General features: G+C 61.4%; 14 protein-coding genes. 1 reads left to right on the top strand and 13 read right to left on the bottom strand.

The features are described 5' to 3' along the window. Positions 1 to 69: 69 nt before the first annotated feature. Genes ppc through cysM form a run of 5 tightly spaced genes read right to left on the bottom strand, consistent with a single transcriptional unit; the run spans position 70 to position 8244 of the window. Positions 70 to 2718, bottom strand: a complete 2649-nt coding sequence (gene ppc / locus KVY02_RS07220; protein ID WP_218314857.1) for a phosphoenolpyruvate carboxylase — start codon at positions 2716 to 2718, stop codon at positions 70 to 72. Positions 2719 to 2760: 42 nt separating this feature from the next. Further along, complete coding sequence (gene mazG / locus KVY02_RS07215; protein WP_218314856.1) at positions 2761 to 3588, bottom strand: nucleoside triphosphate pyrophosphohydrolase; 828 nt, start codon at positions 3586 to 3588, stop codon at positions 2761 to 2763. Next, entirely contained in the window at positions 3588 to 5864 is a 2277-nt protein-coding gene (gene relA / locus KVY02_RS07210; protein ID WP_081194068.1) for a GTP diphosphokinase, read from the bottom strand. Before relA ends, mazG begins: the two co-directional genes overlap by 1 nt. Before the next feature lie 46 nt (positions 5865 to 5910). Next, on the bottom strand, positions 5911 to 7347 hold the full coding sequence (locus tag KVY02_RS07205) for a TRAM domain-containing protein (RefSeq protein ID WP_218314855.1): 1437 nt from the start codon (positions 7345 to 7347) through the stop codon (positions 5911 to 5913). Beyond that, positions 7348 to 8244, bottom strand: coding sequence for a cysteine synthase CysM (gene cysM, locus KVY02_RS07200; RefSeq protein ID WP_218314854.1), 897 nt, complete (start codon positions 8242 to 8244; stop codon positions 7348 to 7350). It lies immediately after the preceding gene. Positions 8245 to 8335: 91 nt separating this feature from the next. Between cysM and KVY02_RS07195 the strand changes: the two genes are divergently transcribed. Then, positions 8336 to 11080: an ATP-binding protein gene (locus tag KVY02_RS07195; RefSeq protein ID WP_218314853.1), complete on the top strand. Its 2745-nt coding sequence runs from the start codon at positions 8336 to 8338 to the stop codon at positions 11078 to 11080. A 30-nt stretch (positions 11081 to 11110) separates the two neighbouring features. Here KVY02_RS07195 and acpS read toward each other — a convergent pair whose 3' ends face one another. The 8 genes from acpS to KVY02_RS07155 all read right to left on the bottom strand — a co-directional run bounded on the left by acpS (position 11111) and on the right by KVY02_RS07155 (position 18993). Beyond that, the gene (gene acpS / locus KVY02_RS07190; protein WP_039177167.1) at positions 11111 to 11488 is read right to left on the bottom strand and encodes a holo-ACP synthase; all 378 of its coding nucleotides are present in this window, start codon (positions 11486 to 11488) and stop codon (positions 11111 to 11113) included. After that, on the bottom strand, positions 11489 to 12313 hold the full coding sequence (pdxJ, locus tag KVY02_RS07185; protein WP_218314852.1) for a pyridoxine 5'-phosphate synthase: 825 nt from the start codon (positions 12311 to 12313) through the stop codon (positions 11489 to 11491). It abuts the gene before it with no gap. A gap of 89 nt (positions 12314 to 12402) precedes the next feature. Continuing rightward, positions 12403 to 13095, bottom strand: a complete 693-nt coding sequence (recO, locus tag KVY02_RS07180; protein ID WP_100731846.1) for a DNA repair protein RecO — start codon at positions 13093 to 13095, stop codon at positions 12403 to 12405. 8 nt (positions 13096 to 13103) lie between these two features. Continuing rightward, entirely contained in the window at positions 13104 to 14003 is a 900-nt protein-coding gene (era, locus tag KVY02_RS07175; RefSeq protein ID WP_016913589.1) for a GTPase Era, read from the bottom strand. Next, positions 14000 to 14692, bottom strand: coding sequence for a ribonuclease III (rnc, locus tag KVY02_RS07170; protein ID WP_026001664.1), 693 nt, complete (start codon positions 14690 to 14692; stop codon positions 14000 to 14002). The genes era and rnc overlap by 4 nt, the downstream gene beginning before the upstream one ends. Before the next feature lie 64 nt (positions 14693 to 14756). After that, positions 14757 to 15560: a signal peptidase I gene (gene lepB, locus KVY02_RS07165; protein ID WP_016913587.1), complete on the bottom strand. Its 804-nt coding sequence runs from the start codon at positions 15558 to 15560 to the stop codon at positions 14757 to 14759. Between the two features lie 14 nt (positions 15561 to 15574). Continuing rightward, the gene (gene lepA, locus KVY02_RS07160) at positions 15575 to 17392 is read right to left on the bottom strand and encodes a translation elongation factor 4 (protein ID WP_016913586.1); all 1818 of its coding nucleotides are present in this window, start codon (positions 17390 to 17392) and stop codon (positions 15575 to 15577) included. 188 nt (positions 17393 to 17580) lie between these two features. After that, the gene (locus KVY02_RS07155; RefSeq protein WP_218314851.1) at positions 17581 to 18993 is read right to left on the bottom strand and encodes a DegQ family serine endoprotease; all 1413 of its coding nucleotides are present in this window, start codon (positions 18991 to 18993) and stop codon (positions 17581 to 17583) included. Positions 18994 to 19012 lie beyond the last annotated feature (19 nt).

The raw sequence follows: 19012 nt of genomic DNA, 5'->3' as shown, positions 1-19012 counted from the left end.
GTTTTTCGCGATGTTCGATAAACAAAAGCGCCGCCACCCGAGGAGTGACGGCGCTGGTCCACGGTGCGACTAGCCGGTATTGCGCAGCCCGGCAGCGATGCCTGCCATGGTGACCATCAGCGCCCGTGAGAGATCGGCGCTAATGGCGCCGTCAGCATCCCGGTTACGCTGCAGCAGCTCGGCTTGCAGGCCATGGAGCGGGTCGATGTAAGGGTTGCGAACATCGATGGCCTGGCGTATCAGCGGCGTATTCTCCAGCAGCCGCTCCTGCTGAAGAATGTCCAGCACCACCAACTCCAGCCGCGCAAAGCGCTCTCGCAGCTGCTTGCCCAACGCCTTCAGCGCAGGCTCATCGACCAGGCGATGTTCGTAATAAGCCGCAATGGCCACATCGGCCTTGGCCAGCAACATCTCCAGCATGTCCAGATAGGTGCCAAAGAATGGCCACTGCGTGCGCATCTCCTGCAGCACTTCCAGGCCGCCCGGCTCCTCCAGGCGTCGGGCAAAGGCCTCACCGCTGCCCAGCCAGGCGGGCAGCATCAGGCGAATCTGCGTCCAGGCAAAGATCCAGGGAATGGCCCGCAGCGTTTCCACGCCGCCATCCTGGCGACGCTTGGCGGGCCGCGAACCCAAGGGCAGCCTGCCCAGCGCGCCCTCGGGCGTCACCGCGCGGAAATAGGGGACGAAATCCGGGTCTTCACGCACCACACCCACGTAAGCCGCGTGGGCAACCCTGGCCAGCTGGTCCATCTCTTCGCGCCAGTGGGGCTCTGGTGCAGGCGGTGGGAGCAGCGTGGCTTCCAGCACCGCGCAGGCGTAGATCTCCATGGAGCGCAGCGCAATGTCCGGCTGGCCGAACTTGAAGCGAATCATCTCTCCCTGCTCGGTTACCCGCAGGCTGCCGTTCACCGACCCCGGCGGCTGAGAGAGAATCGCCGCATGGGCCGGGCCACCACCACGGCCTACCGTACCGCCTCGACCATGGAACAGTGTCAAATCCACGCCGTGCTTCTCGCACACGTTGACCAGCGCTTCCTGGGCGCGGTACTGCGCCCAGGCCGCCGCCAGTTGTCCGGCATCCTTGGCAGAGTCGGAGTAACCGATCATGACTTCCTGACGGTCCTGAGTAAGCGCTCGGTATCCCGGCAGCGACAGCAGCTGATCGATGACAGCACCGGCGTGGTCCAGGTCGTTGAGCGTCTCGAACAGCGGCGCGATGGGCAGCGTCACCTGGCCGCCCACCTCTTTCATGAGCAGCGCCACGGTCAGTACATCGGAAGGCTCGCCTGCCATGGAGATGATATAGGTGCCCAGCGCTTCGGCATGCTCCTGGGCAATCACCTTGAACGTATCCAGTACTTCTCGTGACTCGGCGGAACACTCCCAGCGCCGCGGGATCAATGGACGGCGCGAGGCCAGCTCGGAAAGCAGGAACTCCTGGCGCTGGGGCTCGCTCCACTCCTGATAATGACCAAGGCCCAGGGCGCTGGTGAGTTCTTCCATGACCTGGGCATGGCGGCCCGCTTCCTGGCGCAGGTCCAGCTTGGTCAGGGTAACGCCGAACACGGCGACCCGTCGCAGCGTATCCAGCAGCGCGCCGTTGGCGATAGTGTCCAGACCCACATCGCACAGCGAGCGATAGCAGGCCAGCAGCGGCGCATACAGCTGATCACGGGTTTCGATGATGGGCCCGCCATCGTAGTTGCGCCCCTCCAGCTGTGCCTTGGCCCAGTCACGGGTAGCTTCCATCTTCGTCAACAGACGCTTGAGCAGCTCCCGGTAAGGCTCGGCGACATCGCCCACTTCGGCCTTCAAGGCGCTGTTGGCCTTCCACATGGAAAGCTCGGTCTTCAACTGCTCCAGATCGCGCAGATAGAGGTCTGCCGCCATCCAGCGCCCCAGCAGCAGGACTTCCTGGGTCACCTTCGCCGTGACATTGGGGTTGCCGTCGCGATCGCCCCCCATCCATGAGGCGTAGCGAATGGGCGCCGCGTCCAGCGGCAGGCGCTCGCCTGCCGTTTCCAGCAACAGGCTATCCAGGTCGCGGTGAAAATCGGGCACCGCCTGCCACAGGGAGTTCTCGATGACCGCAAAGCCCCACTTGGCCTCATCCACCGGGGTGGGACGTTCGTGGCGAATCTCGTCGGTGTGCCAGGCCTGGCTGATCAGCTCTTCCAGCCGCCCCTGAGCGCGGGCGCCACGCTCCGGGTAATCCTCGGAGCTTTCAATGGCAGTCAGGCACTCGTCGATGGCGTCATACTTCTGAATCAGGGTGCGGCGAATGACTTCGGTGGGGTGGGCAGTGAGCACCAGCTCCACGCGCATGTTAGCCAGGGTTTCGACCAGCTTGCGGGGGGAATTGCCCGCCTGCTGGGCGCGACCGAGCAGCTCGCCCAGCACCGGCTGGGTGCCCGGCTTGTAATCCTCCACGCGACGAAACCGGGCGCGGTAATGCTGCTCGGCGATGTTGGCGAGGTTCAGGAACTGGTTGAAGGCACGGGTGACCGGCAGCAGGTCGCGCTCGGGAAGCTGGCGCAGATACTCGATCAACTGCCGCTGTTGAAGGGTGTCGCCCTGGCGACCCCGCTTGGCATGGGCACGAATGGTTTCAATCTTGTCGACGAACGACTGGCCCAGATCGTCGGCGATGGTACGCCCCAGACTGTCACCCAGAATACGGACATTATCGCGCAGCGACTCGTGTAGATCATGGCTCATTGGCGGGGCCTCCTTGCGGGGTCGCGTTGATATTATGAGATATTAGCGTTGTTCCTGGGCTTTCGCGGCTTGCCAGTGGTGTTCCATTTCTTCCAGGGTCGCCTGACCCAGCGGTCGCTCGGCACTGGCAAGTGCGCTTTCGACATGGCGAAAGCGGCGCTCGAATTTGCTGTTGGTCTGGCGCAGGCACTGCTCCGGGTCGGCCCCCAGAGTACGCGCCAGGTTGGTGACCGCAAACAGCAGGTCACCCACTTCTTCCTGCGCATGCTGGCGGTCGCCGGCGGCCAGCGCCTCTTCGACCTCTGCCAGCTCTTCACGAATCTTGTCCAGTACGCCGCGGGCATCGGGCCAGTCGAAACCCACTCGGGCGGCACGCTTGGAGAGTTTGGTCGCCCTGCTCAGCGCAGGCAGGTTACGCGGTACATCGTCGAGCACCGATACCTCTTCGACGCTGCGCTGCGCGCGCTCTTCGGCCTTGAGCGCTTCCCAGCGGCTGTTGACCTGCTGGGTTTTGACGGCGTCTGCGCTCATGCCAGGCGGGCGGCGAGACGCCAGCGTCCCCTCTGGAAACACATGCGGATGGCGACGCAGCATCTTTTCCGTCAACGTGTGGACGATATCGTGGAAATCGAAGCGCTGCTCCTCGGCGGCGAACTGGGCGTAATAGACCACTTGAAACAGCAGGTCACCCAGCTCTCCGGGCAGCTCATCGAAGGCACGCCGCTCGATGGCATCGGCAACTTCGTAGGCTTCTTCCAGGGTATGCGGCACGATGGTGTCCCAGTGCTGCTTGACGTCCCACGGGCAGCCCTGCTGCGGGTCACGCAGCACGGCCATCAGCGTCAACAGGTCTTCCAGGCGGTAGCGCATCAGACCCCTCCTTTACGGGCACTTTTTTCGGGGTCGGCGTTACGCAGGCGGCGAACCTCGGTCACGTTGGGCAACTGCTGAATACGCGAGAACAGCCGTCCCAGGGACTCCAGGCCATCCACCTCCAGGGTGATGCGCAGGCGGGCAATGCCCTCGTCGGTATCGGTCAGCGTGTTGACCGCCAGCACATTGACCTTTTCATTGCCCAGCAGGCCCGTGACATCGCGCAGCAAACCCGAACGGTCCCAGGCCTGAATCTCGATGGTCACCGGGTAGCGGGTATGGGCGCGCTCGCCCCACTCCACTTCGATAATGCGCTGAGGCTCCTCCATGCGCAATTGGAGAATATTGGTGCAATCCTGACGGTGCACGGTGACCCCGCGCCCTTGCGTGATGAAGCCGACAATCGGCTCGCCGGGCACCGGTCGGCAGCAGTTGGCCATGCTGGTCTTCAAGTTGCCCACGCCCAGCACGGTAATGTCGCTTTTGGTGGCCTTGCTAGGCTGGCGACGCGGCTTGGCCAGCAGTCGGTCCAACTGCTCCTGGTCATCGGTCTCGCCAAACAGCTGCTGCGCCTGATGCAGTACCTGGCCTATCCGCAGGTCACCGGCGCCCAGCGCGGCGTACATGTCGTCAGCGTTCTGGTAATTGACCGCCTTGGCCAGTTTTGGCAGGTCGAGCCCTTCCACATCCAGGCGACGCATTTCACGCTCGAAGAGCGTACGCCCTTCGTCCAGGTTCTGATCCCGGGCCTGATGCTTGAACCACGCCTGGATCTTGGCCCGCGCCCGCGAGGTGCGTACGTAGCCCAGGCTGGGGTTGAGCCAGTCGCGGCTGGGGCCACCCTTGGTCGCGGTGAGAATCTCGATCTGCTGGCCAGTCTTGAGCTTGTAGGTCAGGGGCACGATACGCCCATTGACCTTGGCACCTCGGCAGCGATGGCCTATTTCGGTATGTACCCGATAGGCAAAGTCGATGGGGGTAGCGATGCGGGGCAGGTCGATCACGTGGCCGTCAGGGGTGAAAACATAGATTCGGTCCGGCGCCACGTCGCTGGAGAGCCCTTCGCGCAGGTCTCCAAAGCCGCCCACTTCGTCCTGCCACTCCAGCACCTGCCGCAGCCAGGCGATCTTTTCTTCGTAGCTGCGACTCTTGGCATTGGTATCGTGGCCCTTGTAACGCCAGTGGGCACACACTCCAAGCTCGGCCTCATCGTGCATACCGAAGGTGCGGATCTGAATTTCCAGCACCTTGTTTTCCGGCCCCATGACCGCAGTGTGCAGCGACTGATAACCGTTTTTCTTGGGGTTGGCGATGTAGTCATCGAACTCGTTGGGCACGTGGTGCCAGCGGGAGTGGACGATACCCAGCACGGTGTAGCAGTCGGTGACTTCGGGAACCAGAATGCGCACGGCGCGCACGTCGTGGACCTGGGAAAAATCGATCCGCTTGCGCTTCATCTTGCGCCAGATGGAGTAGATATGCTTTGCCCGGCCACTGACATCGTAACGATGGATATGCTGGGCTTCCATGAGGGTCTTGAGGGTTTCGACCACATCGTGAATATAGCGGTCGCGGTCCAGGCGCTTCTCTGCCAGCAGCTTGGCAATCGCCTTGTACTCGTCCTCATGCAGGTAGCGGAACGAAAGATCTTCCAGCTCCCACTTGATCTGGCCAATGCCCAAGCGGTGGGCCAGCGGCGCGTAGATATCGGCCACTTCCCTGGCCACCTGAAGGCATTTTTCCCGGGGGGCGTCCTTGACCTGACGCAGCGCGCAGGTGCGCTCGGCAATCTTGATCAACGCGACCCGTACATCCCCCACCATATTGACCAGCATTTTGCGCAGGTTTTCCTGCTGGTTATGCTGGCTCATGCCATGGTTGGGTGCCAAGGGGTAGCTGATGGCCGCCATCTGTAGTACGCCATCAATCAGCTTCGCCACTTCATCGCCAAAGCGCTTGGTCACCCCGTCGAGGCTCAGCAACCCTTCGCGCACGGCGCGATACAGCACGGCGGCTTCCAGCGTGGCCTGGTCGAGCTTGAGGTCCGCCAGAATATCGGCCATTTCCAGGCCCATGCGAAAACTGGAACCAGGCGACAGCCACACACGATGGGTGCGGGGGGCTTCTCGCTCCAACTGGTCGGCCAGCTCGCAGGCCTGAAGCAGGCGCTCGGGCTCACGCAGGCGCACATCTTCCTGAAGGCGCGTTAACCATTGTTGTATGTCCACCTTTCCGCTTTCTGTCAGCGGCTGGTCTTCACGCACTTTCACCATGACAATGACTCATCCTTTTGGGTGGCGGCTTGCTGCAAATGGCACGCTAGCCCGTATATTCAAACAGCATCAGCGTTTCCATGTGCGCCGTATGTACGAACATGTCGGCCACGACAACGTGCTTGATAGCATACCCTGCATGCACAAGATGTGCCGCATCGCGGGCCAGGGTTGCCGGGTCGCAGGAGACATACGCGACCCGGGCAATGCGATGGCGGCCCAGCGCCTGACACACCGCCTCGGCACCGCTGCGCGGCGGGTCCAGCACCAGTGCATCCACGGGGTGCTGCCGCAGCACCTTGGCCACGGCCTCGGCATTGCTGAGATCCGCTTGTTCCGCGCTGACCGCCAGGACTGCATCAGCATCGCGGGCGTTATGGGCATTGGCCCGCAGCCGCTCGACCATGCCTTGGCTGCCTTCGACCGCATGAACTCGGGCGCCTGCAGCGGCCAACGGCAGGCTGAAATTGCCGATGCCGGCAAACAGGTCCAGCAGCACCATGCCGGGCTTGGGCGCCAACCAGCCTACCACTTGTGCCACCATCTGCTGGTTCACCTCGGCATTGACCTGCAAAAAATCTCCCGGCGCAAAGTCAAGCGACAGGTTTGATGGCAGTGTACTGGCGTCGATGCCCAGCGCCTGCATGTCAAAGCGCTCTCTCAGCAAAGGTGGCGCACCATACCAGTGCAGCTGGGGCGCTTCGCGCCCCAGCCAGGCACCGACATGTACCTGGTGCTGCTCAGCGAAACGCTGCCAGCGCAGCTCATCGTCAGGCTGTGCCTTCAACTGACGCACCAGCACGACCGTCGCATCCGGGGTCGCCAGCAGTTCGAGGTGGCCGACCGAGCGCGGCGCTTCCAGGCTCGCCAACAGCGCTCGCAGAGGGGCAATGAGCGCCTGCAGGGCAGGCACCAGCACTGGGCAGGTGTCAATATCTACCAGCCGATTCGTACTGGCGGCGCGAAACCCCAGGTGCACCTTGCCCTGGCTATCCACCTTGACGCCCAGCCTCGCCCTGCGGCGATACGCCGTGGTCTGCCCGTGGAGCAAGCCGATGGCACCATGGGCCAGGCCCTGCCGTGCCAGCAGCTCAGCGACCACCTCACGTTTGTGGTGGCGCTGGGTGTCGAGCGCCATATGCTGCAAATCGCACCCTCCACACTGGCCAAAGTGGTCACAGGTCGGCGTCACGCGCAGGGGCGAGGGAGTCAGCAGAGTTTTGACATGCGCCTCATCAAAGCGTTTGCGGGTCACATGGACTGCGACCTCCACTTCCTCGCCGGGCAGCACCCGGTCGATGAACACGGTCTTCCCGGCAGCGTTGTGGGCCACCCCGCGGCCATCATGGGCCAGCCGCTCGACGACCAGCGGCGCATCACTGAGGCCGTCAGCCTGGTTTTTCACAGCTCGCCCTGGCGCGCGTGCCAGGCCCGAATGGCCCGATGCGGGGCGTGGGGGCCGCCGCTTACCCAACATCGCCATTCATACCTCCGGGGCGAACAAGCCCGTGGAGAGATAGCGATCACCACGGTCACAGACGATGAACACGATGACCGCGTTTTCGGTTTGTTCGGCGATGCGCAGCGCACCTGCCAGGCTGCCGCCGGATGAAACCCCTGCCAGAATACCCTCTTCCCGGGCCAGGCGACGCATGTGCTCTTCGGCTTCCTGCTGGGCAATGTCCAGCGTGATGTCGACCCTCGGCGCTTCGAAGATGGCGGGCAGGTACTCCTGGGGCCAGCGGCGAATGCCGGGAATACTGGCGCCATCGGCCGGCTGCAGCCCGACGATCTGCACGGCCGGGTTCTGCTCCTTGAGATACCGCGACACGCCCATGATAGTACCGGTGGTACCCATGGAGCTGACGAAGTGTGTGATCTCACCGTCGGTTTGCCGCCATACCTCCGGGCCGGTGGTGCGATAATGCGCCAGCGGGTTGTCCGGGTTGGCAAACTGGTTGAGCGGCTTGCCCTCGCCCCGGGCAATCATGGCGTCGGCGATATCGCGTGCCTCTTCCATGCCTCCCTCCTTGCTCGCCGAGATGAGCCTGGCGCCATAGGCCGCCATGGCTTGCTTGCGCTCGGCGGAAGCATTTTCAGGCATGACCAGCACCATCTTGTAACCCTTGATGGCGGCCGCCATGGCCAGCGCAATGCCGGTATTGCCCGAGGTCGCCTCGATCAGCGTATCGCCAGGTCGAATGTCACCACGGGCTTCTGCTTCGCTGAGCATCGACAGCGCCGGGCGGTCCTTGACCGAGCCTGCCGGGTTGTTGCCCTCCAGCTTGGCCAGCAGCGTGTTGTTGCGGCCTGCCGTGATTCTTTTCAGACGTACCAGCGGTGTATTGCCGACCACATCTTCAAGCGTGGGATAATTCATCACACATTCCTTATCGTAACCGTTATGCTGCATTATATCGGTGCTGCCCATGCCTGGACAGGCAACCTTCTGGATTCGATGAGCTTCTTTCATGTCTTTAAACACGCGCCTGCTGTTTGCCCTGCTGGGTTTTCCACTGTTGGTGTATGCCATGATGGCGTTTCTGTTCGTCTTTCACGCCGACGCCACGGGCCGCGCAGTGCTCGAGGAGAGGTTGGTCAGTACCGCAGAGCTGCTAGCCCCTAGCCTGGGAGAGGCCATGGCCGATGGCGACTCGCAACGCCTGGAGAGCCTCGCGGGAAAACTGCTCGAACAGCGCCACCTACGAGCCGTCACCCTCTTCGATGAACAAGGCAATCGCCTGCTGGTGATGGGTACCTCGCTGCCACCCCCGGCTCGACTGCACGCCCCGGAAACGACGACCATCGCCATGGAAGACGATCTGTGGCGCGTTCAGGTACCGCTGACCAGCGAGTCACTGAGCGGTCGTGGGCGCACGAACAATGGCTGGCTGGAAGCCGAGATGGATATCCGCACGCTGGTGCTGGAGCGCTACAAGCTGATTGCCAGCCTCAGCCTGGGCGGCATGCTGCTGGGCCTGTTGCTGTTTCTGATCGCCTTTGCCATCAGCCGCTATGTCACCCGCCCCATCGAAGAAGCCAGCCAGGCACTTTACCGACTGTCGAGAGGCGATGACCGACTGCAGATCACTCCTGCCAACCCCATCGAGCTGCGTCAACTGGCCCAGCATATCAATCGGCTGGCGGAGTATTTCCAGCACGCCCGGCGCAACATGCAGAGCCAGATCGAGCAAGCCACCAGTGAACTCCAGGAATCCATGGAGACCATCGAAGAGCAGAACATCAAGCTTGATCTGGCACACCGCAGCGCGCTGAGAGCCAACGCCGTGAAGTCTGAATTTCTGGCCAACATGAGCCATGAGATACGTACACCGCTCAATGGCATCATCGGTTTCTGTCGGCTGCTGGGCCGCTCGTCGCTCGACAGCCGCCAAAAGGAGTGGCTGGACCATGTGCGCCGGGCCTGTGACAACCTGCTGATGCTGGTCAACGACGTGCTGGATTTCTCGAAACTGGAAGCAGACCGCCTGACACTGGAAGAAGTGGACGTGGATATCGTGGCGCTGGTCGATGAAGTGATTGGCCTGCATGCCCCAGAAGCGCAGCGCAAGCAGCTCAACCTGGTCGCCATGGTGTATGACGACGTGCCGACCCCGCTATGCGGTGACCCGCTACGCATCCATCAGGTGCTGAACAACCTGCTTGGCAATGCCCTCAAATTCACCAATGAGGGCGATGTGATCGTGCGCGTCATGCTGGACAACCAGGAGGGTCAGCACGTCGTCCTGCACATCAGCGTCAGTGATACCGGTATTGGATTGAGCGACGAACACCAGCAGCAGCTGTTCAGCGCCTTCTCTCAGGCAGAGCCCAGCCACTCCCGACAGTTTGGAGGTAGCGGTCTGGGCCTGTCGATCTGCCGCCAACTGATTCAACGCATGGGCGGCGAGATTGGTGTCGAAAGCGAGTTGGGCAGAGGGTCGACTTTTTCGTTTACGCTCCCCCTGCTCGCCCATCAGGCAGACGAGCGCCCTCCAGAACTCGTGCTGGACAATCCGATCGTGCGCTTACACGAACCTCACTTGCCCACTCGAAACGTGCTGGAACACTTGCTGGAACGCTGGGGCGCTCGCCCTGTATCGTTCATCGATGCCGGCAATGAGGCACTGCTGATGATCAGCCTCGAACACGATGATTTTGACGGCGAACGTAAGGGCTATTGGCAGAACATCATTGCCCAGACCCCCTGCCCAGTCATCATTCTGGCCAACACCACCAGCTTTGATCTGCCCCACTGGGACCTTCCCCATGGCGGTGACCTGCTCTGCAAGCCCTTCACCCGCGCCCAACTGGTCACGATGGTACGACGCTTGCTGCAGCCCACGGTACTGCCAGCGGGTCAGGAGCCAAACCCCCTGGAGCTTGCCAACAAGCCTGCCCAAGGCGCCCCTTTGACGCTGCTGATCGTTGACGACAACACTGCCAACCGTGAGCTGCTCAAGGCCATGCTGGAGAGCAGCACGCTGCGCATCGTCTTGGCTGCCAGCGGCAGAGAAGCATTGGAGTTCGCGCGCCAGCATACCGCCGACATGGTACTGATGGATATTCGCATGCCCGACATGAACGGCATCGAAACCACCAAAGCGCTGCGTCGCGTCAACGGCAGCTGGGCACGCTGCCCCATCATCGCGGTCACCGCCCACGTACTGAATAACGAACGCCAGCAGTGGCTGAGTGAAGGGCTGGACGATGTGTTGATCAAACCCATCAATGACGTACAGTTGCAGCAGCTCATGCAGCGGTTTCTGGGTATTACGCCCGCCCCGGGGCATCAAGACATCACGCCAACTTCTACTGAGGCAGATACCCCACCGGCCACACCAGAACCCTTGGCAGAACCCATGGCATTGCCCAGCGCCCTGCCTGCCGTAGATCTCACCCTGGGGACGCGCTTGGCAGGTGGCAAGACATCATTGGCCAAACAGCAGTTGGTCAGGCTGATCGACAGCCTGGAAGAGCACGAACGACAAATGCGCAAGGCTTTCCAGGCAGACGAACTGAACGAACTGCTGGACTGGGTGCACGGGCTGAACGGGGCCAGCCGCTACTGCGGTGCACCAGAGCTGGCCCTGCTGGTGGAAACCCTGGAAACTCGGCTACGCACCAGCGGGCTACGCCATGTCGACACGCTGCTGGAGGAGCTTTACGCCGCCATGACGCGACTTGCCCAATACCGCGATGGCTTACTGGAGTAAACAAGGAGAAACGGCATGTGATTGGGGCGATCAGCGCTCCAGCACCACGAACGCCACGGCATACTCGGCTTCGTCACTGAGGGTAATGTGCGCCGTGGCGGCGCCGCTGGCTGCGAAGAGCCGCTGGGCCTCACCATGCAGGTGTAATCCGGGCTTGCCCAGCGCGTCGTTAAGCACCTGGATGTCTCCCCACTGCATGCCCTGGCGCAAGCCAAGGCCCAAGGCTTTCACGAAGGCTTCCTTGGCCGCAAAGCGCTTGGCCAGATAAGCCACCGGGCAGCCTTTGGCCCGCCACACCTGTTGCTCCTGCTGGCCCAGGATGCGCTCGGCAAAACGCTCGCCGTGGCGCTCCAGGGCCTGACGAAACCGAGCAACGCGGGCTATATCAGAGCCAATGCCAACGATCATTCAATGCCCGCAGCAGCCGTGATGGCCATCATGCTCGTCATGCGCATGCTCGTGTTCATGGGCATCCAGCGCGGCCATCAGGCCCGCCTCCTGGCCAGCAATTATCAGCCGCTTCATTTCCTGAACGGCCTCTTTCAGGCCCACAAAGAGGGCGCGCGCAATGATCGCGTGACCGATGTTCAGCTCGTTGACACCGGGCAAGGCAGCAATGGCTTCCACGTTGTGGTAGTGCAGCCCATGCCCGGCATTGACCACCAGCCCAAGGGAGACGGCATGGACCGCTGCCGCGCTCAGGCGGTCATACTCGGCGTTGGCTGTCTCGCTACCCGGCCGAGCTTCGGCATAGGCACCGGTATGCAGCTCGATGGTGGGCGCTCCAGCACGCTTGGCCGCATCGATCTGGGCTACATCGGGGTCGATGAACAGCGATACGTCACAGCCCACGGCTGCCAGACGCTGGCAGGCAGCGGCAATCTGCTCGAACCCGCCTACCACATCCAGGCCACCTTCCGTGGTCAGCTCTTCGCGCTTTTCGGGCACTAAACAGACGTGGGCGGGCCGCACTTCCTCGGCCAAAGCCAGCATCTCGCCGGTCACGGCCATTTCGAGATTCATGCGCGTGTTGAGCATCTCGGCCAGCAGGCGCACATCGCGGGGCTGAATATGGCGGCGGTCTTCACGCAGATGAACCGTAATGCCATCGGCACCGGCCTCTTCGGCCAGCAGTGCTGCCTGAACGGGGTCCGGGTAACGAGTGCCCCGTGCCTGGCGCAGGGTAGCGACGTGATCGATGTTGACGCCCAGTAAAATACGGGGAGGATGCATCGTGACTCTCCATTGGATGGCACACCGAGGCCATCATTGCTTGTCTGAGAACTGCTTGTCTGAGAATTGCTTGTATGAGAGAGGCCCGCCTAGCGCTGACGACGGCGGGCCAAATCCATCATCAGCTCGCGCGAGCGTAGCGCCACCGCCCCCAGGTGGGGCGCCAGCGCTGCTCGCATGAGCGCTTTCAAGGCACTGGCCAGACTCTCTGATTCCCAGTCGCCCTGCTCGATATAGCGTAAGGTACGACCGTCGATCCCTCGTTCGGCGGGCAGGAAGCCACGGCTGACAGCGTCGAACCGATAGCGGCCATGGGGGTCCAGAGGAGCGCCTTGAGGCGTGCAGAAGCGCGGCGTGGCTTCCAGGGCTTCCAGTAACGCCCACTCATAGCGTCTCAGCGCCAACCCGCGCTCGGCGGGCACCGGAAGGGCCTCCAGCAGCACGCTGTAAAAGGCAAACACATTCGCGGATGCCAGTTCCAGCGGCAGCAAACGGGTGGCAATCTCATTGGCATACAGGCCACACAACAGCCCTTCTCCCGCCAACAGGGCGGTCTGCCCCCGGGACTCCATCAGGGTCAGGCGCTTCAGCTCGCGCTCGCCGCGCCAGGCGATGAACAGCGGCGTAAAGGGCTGCAAACGCTGGCGCGACTTCGAACCGGGGCGCTGCCCACCCTGAGCCACCGCGCGGATGCGCCCGTGGTTGAGTGTCAACAGGTCGACCAGCGCGCTGGTTTCCCGATACGCCTTACGGTGCAGCAGAAAGGCAGGCTCGGGGGTCATGGCCGCGCTCAATCCAGGTCGTAACCCAGGCTCTTCAAGGCACGCTCATCGTCAGACCAGCCCCGCTTGACCTTGACCCACAGGTTGAGCATGACCTTGGTGCCCAGGGCACGCTCCATGTCCAGCCGCGCCTCTCGGCCGATACTCTTGATCCGATCGCCATTTTCACCGATCAGAATCACTTTCTGGCCCTGACGCTCCACCAAAATCAACGCGCTGATATGGGTCACCCGCTCGGTCTCGCGGAACTCCTCGATTTCGACGGTCATCTGATAGGGCAGCTCATCGCCCAACTGACGCATGACCTTTTCACGCACCAGCTCGGCGGCCATGAAGCGCAGACTCTTGTCGGTGATCTGGTCTTCCGGAAAGAAGTGAATGCTCTCTGGCAGATGCTTGGCCACCTCATCTTCCAGCGCTTCTACCTGGGTGCCGTGCTTCGCTGAAATGGGGATCACGGCAGCAAACTCACGCCGTGCACCCACCTCTGCCAACCAGGGCAGCAGGTCGGCCTTGTCCTGCAGGCGGTCGACCTTGTTCACTGCCAGAATCACCGGCGCCGTGACATGCTCCAGACGCTTGAGCACCGCCTGGTCTTCATCGGTCCAGCGTGTGCGATCGATGATGAAGACGACACAATCCACGTCGCGCAGCGCCTGCGTGGCCGCCTGGTTCATGAACCGGTTGATCGCCTTGTTGCGGTCCTTGGACATGATGTGCATGCCCGGGGTGTCTACATAGATGAACTGTGTCTCATCAACGGTCTTGATGCCCATCACCTGATGGCGAGTGGTTTGCGGCCGCCGGGAGGTAATCGAGATCTTTTGCCCCAGAATCCGGTTCATGAGGGTTGATTTGCCTACGTTGGGACGGCCAACGATGGCCACGAATCCGCAGGTTTGGCTCATGATTTGTCTCCGGAGGGTTGTTCAAGATAGGACAGGGCTTCTTCCGCCGCCTGCTGCTCGGCATGCCGGCGGCTAGGGCCTTTGCCCGTGGTATGCTCGTTCAATAGATCGATGTAACACTCCACGGTAAACGTCTGGGCATGCGCCTCACCCTTGACCGAGACCACTTCGTAGCGCGGCAACGCTGCCTGGCGTGACTGCAGGAACTCCTGCAAACGTGTCTTGGGGTCCTTTTGCGTGTCCTGGAGAGAGATATTGTCCAGCCTGTCAGCATACCAGGCCAGTACCCGGTCACGCACGGCGTCCATGCCTGCATCCAGGTAGATGGCCCCGATCACGGCCTCCACGGCATCGGCTAGAATGGATTCACGGCGATGACCACCGCTTTTCATCTCTCCCGAGCCAAGCCGCAGGCACTCGCCAAACGACATTTCACGAGCCAGCTCGGCCAGGGTCTGGCCCTTGACCAGGCGCGCGCGCAGGCGAGAAAGCTGGCCTTCACGCGCCTGAGGGAAGCGCTGAAACAGCGCTTCGGCAATGATAAAGTTGACGATAGAGTCACCCAGAAATTCCAGGCGCTCATTGTTGCGACCACCATAGCTGCGATGGGTCATGGCCAGTTCCAGTAGCGTTGGGTCGCCAAAGGTGTGGCCGATTCGTCGGCAAAAAGCGGTTAAGGAATTGCTCACGGTGCTCCTACGTCATTGACGTTATACAAAATAACCACGCTGACCTTGTTGTTTAACAGGTGCTTCATTCGATGCGCCGCACGCTGCTGAAGCTGGGCAAACCACCATCCCAGTGCATCCAGACCGCAAAGGCACGGCCAACGATATTGTCTTCCGGAACAAAGCCCCAGTAGCGGCTATCGTTGGAGTGATCACGATTATCACCCATGGTGAAATAGTGCCCTTCCGGCACCACCACTTCACGCATTTGCGGCCCCGGATCACGCGGGTTGTTATAAATGAAATGCCTCGCTTCGCCCAGCTGCTCTTCCAACAACAGCTGCTGGGGTGACAGTGCCGGGCCCTCTTCGACCAGCACCTTGCTGACTGCTTCGCCGTTCACGTAGAGCTGCTTGCCTTCGTAACGAATGCGATCTCCGGGCAGCCCCACCACACGCTTGATGAAGTTCACCGAGGGCTCGTCCGGGAAACGAAACACCATGACATCGCCACGCTCCGGGTCGTCCACTTCCAAAAAGCGGTGATGCACCACGGGCAAACGCAGGCCGTAGGCAAACTTGTTCACCAAAATGAAGTCCCCGACTTCCAGCGTCGGCTTCATGGAGCCAGAGGGGATCTGGAACGGCTCGACGATGAAGCTCCGCACTACCAGCACTACCAGCAGTACAGGGAAGAAAGAGCGTGAGTAGTCGACCGGCCATGGCTCCTTGAGGAGCTTTTCCCGGGTGGCATCGTCCAGCCCGTCTACCGTGGCCGCTTCGGCAGTGGCCACCCGCTCACGGCGCTTGGGCCGCAGCACCAGCACATCCAGCAGGAAGATGGCCCCGGAGAGTATGACGGCAAGTACCAGTAATAATGAAAAATCCATGTGGGGTCGAGTCCCTAGTCGTTGACCTTGAGCACAGCAAGGAAGGCATCCTGGGGAATTTCAACACGCCCCACCTGTTTCATCCGTTTTTTACCGGCTTTCTGTTTTTCCAGCAGTTTCTTCTTGCGGCTGACGTCGCCGCCATAACACTTCGCGGTCACGTTCTTGCGTAGCGCCTTGACTGTCGAGCGCGCGACCACCTGCCCACCAATGGCAGCCTGAATGGCCACGTCGAACATCTGACGCGGAATCAGCTCTTTCATCTTCTCCACCAGCAGACGGCCGCGGGTGTGGGCATGATCCCGGTGGATGATGACCGCCAGTGCGTCGACCTTGTCGCCGTTGATCAGCACGTCCAAGCGCACCAGTTTGGCGGCCTCAAAACGCTCGAAGTTATACTCCAGCGACGCGTAACCGCGAGAAATCGACTTCAAGCGATCGAAGAAGTCCATGACCACTTCCGACATCGGCAGCTCGTAGGTGAGCTGAATCTGGTTGCCCAGAAACTGCATGTCCAGCTGGGTACCACGGCGCTGCTCACACTCGGCAATCACGTTGCCCACGTACTCCTGGGGCACCAGAATGCTGGCCCGAACGATGGGCTCGCGCATCTCGTCGACGTCGGCCATGTCCGGCAGTTTGGAGGGGTTGGAGACATACTTGATGTCGCCATTTTTCATGGCCAGCTCATACACTACTGTGGGAGCGGTGGTGAGCAGGTCCAGGTCGTATTCGCGCTCCAGACGCTCCTGGATGATTTCCATGTGCAGGGTACCAAGGAAACCCACGCGGAAACCGAAGCCCAGGGCATCCGAGTTTTCCGGCTCGTACTCCAGCGACGCATCGTTTAGCGCCAGCTTCTCCAGCGCATCGCGAAAGTCTTCGTAGTCATCGGCGCTGACCGGAAACATACCGGCGTACACCTGCGGCTTGACCTTCTGGAAACCCGGCAGGCGCTCGACATCCGGGGTTTTGGTATGGGTGATGGTATCACCGACCGGGGCACCGTGGATTTCCTTGATCCCCGCCACCACGAAACCGACCTCCCCTGCGCGCAGGATATTGGTCTCCTTACGCAGTGGCGTGAAGATGCCCACTTCGGTGGCGTTCCAATCCCGCCCGGTCGATTTGATGCGCAGCTTGTCGCCCTTGCGCAGCGTACCGTCGAACAGCCGCACCAACGAAACGACGCCGAGATAGTTGTCGAACCAGGAGTCGATGATCAGCGCCTGCAAGGGGGCATCCGGGTCCCCTTTGGGGGGCGGAATATCGCGTACCAGACGCTCCAGCAACGCGTCGATACCAATACCGCTCTTGGCCGACACCTGACAGGCATCGGTGGCATCCAGCCCGATGATCTCTTCCACTTCCTGAGAGACGCGGTCCGGGTCGGCCTGGGGCAGGTCGATCTTGTTGAGCACTGGCAGCACTTCCAGGCCCTGCTCGATGGCGGTGTAGCAGTTGGCCACCGACTGAGCTTCGACACCCTGAGCGGCGTCCACTACCAACAGCGCTCCTTCACAGGCGTATAGCGAGCGGGATACTTCGTAGGAGAAGTCCACATGCCCTGGCGTATCGATGAAGTTGAGCTGATAGACTTGGCCATCGGCTGCGGTGTAGTCCAGCGTCACCGACTGCGCCTTGATGGTAATGCCACGCTCGCGCTCGATATCCATGGAGTCGAGCACCTGCTCCTTCAGCTCACGCTCGGTCAGGCCACCGCAGGTCTGGATCAGACGATCGGAAAGTGTCGATTTACCGTGGTCGATGTGGGCGATGATGGAGAAATTGCGAATATGCTTGAGCTTTCCGCCGGAAACGTCATGAGACATCGAGTGTGTTCTGCCTTATTGGTACGCAAGCGATGGTGTTGGGGACCGCGCCAACAAGGCGTCACGTGAGCACCGCACCACTGCATTGCCAAAGTTCGTCAAAAGATAAGCGCTATTGTAGCGATATGCGGGGGATAGGAACAGCAGTCCGGCGAGAACCGCCGGACTGGAGGGAGCGAAAAGCGTACTTATTCCAGACGCAGCGCTACAAAAAGTGAGCGTCCATCACGATACAGGCGCAGCGGGATGGCACGATCGGTGGGCAAGGCTTCGACGATTCGCATCAGCTCATCCGCAGAAGCAACGCTACGGTGGTCGAGGCTGACCAGAATGTCTCCCGGACGGAGCCCCGCCTGGGCGGCAACGCTGTCCGGCTCCACCTGACGAACCTCTACGCCACCGGTGATGTTGAGCCGCTCGCGCGTGGCTTCATCCACTTCGGCCACAGCGACACCTAGTCGCATCTGATTGTTGCTGCTGGAAGCTTGCTCGACGCCTTGGGCGTCCGGCCAGCTACCCAGTTCGATGGTTTCAGTCACCTGCTCACCATCGCGCATCAGGGTAAGCTCCACATCGCTGCCAGGGGCAACACGCCCGATGAGGCGCGGCAACGTGCTGGAACGATCGACCTCTTCGCCATTGACTTCCAGAATCACATCCCCAGCCTGCAGGCCACCCTGCGCGGCAGGCCCCTCAGGGTCCAGATCGGCAATCAGCGCACCGATGGCTTCGCTCATACCAAACGACTCGGCCAAATCACGAGACACCGGCTGGATCATCACGCCCAGCCAACCACGGTTCACCTGGCCATCTTCACGCAGCTGGCTGGCAACGTCCATGGCGACGTTGATCGGGATGGCAAACGACAAGCCCATGAAACCACCGCTTCGGGTGAATATCTGAGAATTGATCCCCACGACTTCACCTTCCAGATTGAACAGCGGGCCACCGGAATTCCCCGGATTGATGGCCACATCGGTCTGGATGAAGGGGACATAGGCGTCCCGTGGCAGCGTTCGGTTGATGGCACTGACGATACCCGCAGTGACCGAATGGTCGAAACCGAACGGCGAGCCAATGGCCGCTACCCACTCTCCGACCTTGAGTTCGTCGGAGTCTCCCAGGGTGAGTACCGGCAGGTCGCTGGCATCGATCTTCAGGAGGGCAACGTCGGTTTGTACGTCGCTGCCGATCAGCTCGGCGGGCAGCTCGCGACGGTCGTTGAGGCGCACCAGAATCTCATCGGCATCCTGTACCACGTGGGCGTTGGTCATCACATAGCCATCTTCACTGATGATGAACCCCGAACCCAGGGATTGCCGCTCCTGGCTACGCCCCTGGCCACCACTGGGCGGAGCCGGGAAGCTGTCGCCAAAAAAGTGGCGAAAGATTTCGGGAATGTCCTGACCACCAAAGCCTTGTATCGACGGCGAGCTGCTGCGCTGCACCGTTCGCGTGGTAGAAATATTGACGACGCCCGGCGCGGCTTCTTCTACCAGCACCGTGAAATCGGGCAAGGTCTGGGCCTGGGCACTGTGGCCCACCATGAACAGCGCAACCAGGCATAACCATAACGTTGAGGGGAGAACCAAGCGCTTCATGAAACAGCTCCTAGTCAAG

This window comes from Halomonas sp. 18071143, assembly GCF_019211725.1.
Lineage (GTDB): Bacteria > Pseudomonadota > Gammaproteobacteria > Pseudomonadales > Halomonadaceae > Vreelandella > Vreelandella stevensii.
Note: the sequence above shows the minus strand (reverse complement) of the source record. Positions and strands in the feature narration are given on the sequence as shown.

Coding starts and splice junctions, on each gene's coding strand:
- mazG (WP_218314856.1), bottom strand. CDS start 3,588: ATGCGCTACCGCCTGGAAGACCTGTTGACGCTGATGGCCGTGCTGCGT.
- relA (WP_081194068.1), bottom strand. CDS start 5,864: ATGGTGAAAGTGCGTGAAGACCAGCCGCTGACAGAAAGCGGAAAGGTG.
- KVY02_RS07155 (WP_218314851.1), bottom strand. CDS start 18,993: ATGAAGCGCTTGGTTCTCCCCTCAACGTTATGGTTATGCCTGGTTGCG.
- era (WP_016913589.1), bottom strand. CDS start 14,003: ATGAGCCAAACCTGCGGATTCGTGGCCATCGTTGGCCGTCCCAACGTA.
- lepA (WP_016913586.1), bottom strand. CDS start 17,392: ATGTCTCATGACGTTTCCGGCGGAAAGCTCAAGCATATTCGCAATTTC.
- KVY02_RS07205 (WP_218314855.1), bottom strand. CDS start 7,347: ATGGCGATGTTGGGTAAGCGGCGGCCCCCACGCCCCGCATCGGGCCAT.
- recO (WP_100731846.1), bottom strand. CDS start 13,095: ATGACCCCCGAGCCTGCCTTTCTGCTGCACCGTAAGGCGTATCGGGAA.
- pdxJ (WP_218314852.1), bottom strand. CDS start 12,313: ATGCATCCTCCCCGTATTTTACTGGGCGTCAACATCGATCACGTCGCT.
- KVY02_RS07195 (WP_218314853.1), top strand. CDS start 8,336: ATGTCTTTAAACACGCGCCTGCTGTTTGCCCTGCTGGGTTTTCCACTG.
- cysM (WP_218314854.1), bottom strand. CDS start 8,244: ATGAATTATCCCACGCTTGAAGATGTGGTCGGCAATACACCGCTGGTA.
- ppc (WP_218314857.1), bottom strand. CDS start 2,718: ATGAGCCATGATCTACACGAGTCGCTGCGCGATAATGTCCGTATTCTG.
- lepB (WP_016913587.1), bottom strand. CDS start 15,560: ATGGATTTTTCATTATTACTGGTACTTGCCGTCATACTCTCCGGGGCC.
- acpS (WP_039177167.1), bottom strand. CDS start 11,488: ATGATCGTTGGCATTGGCTCTGATATAGCCCGCGTTGCTCGGTTTCGT.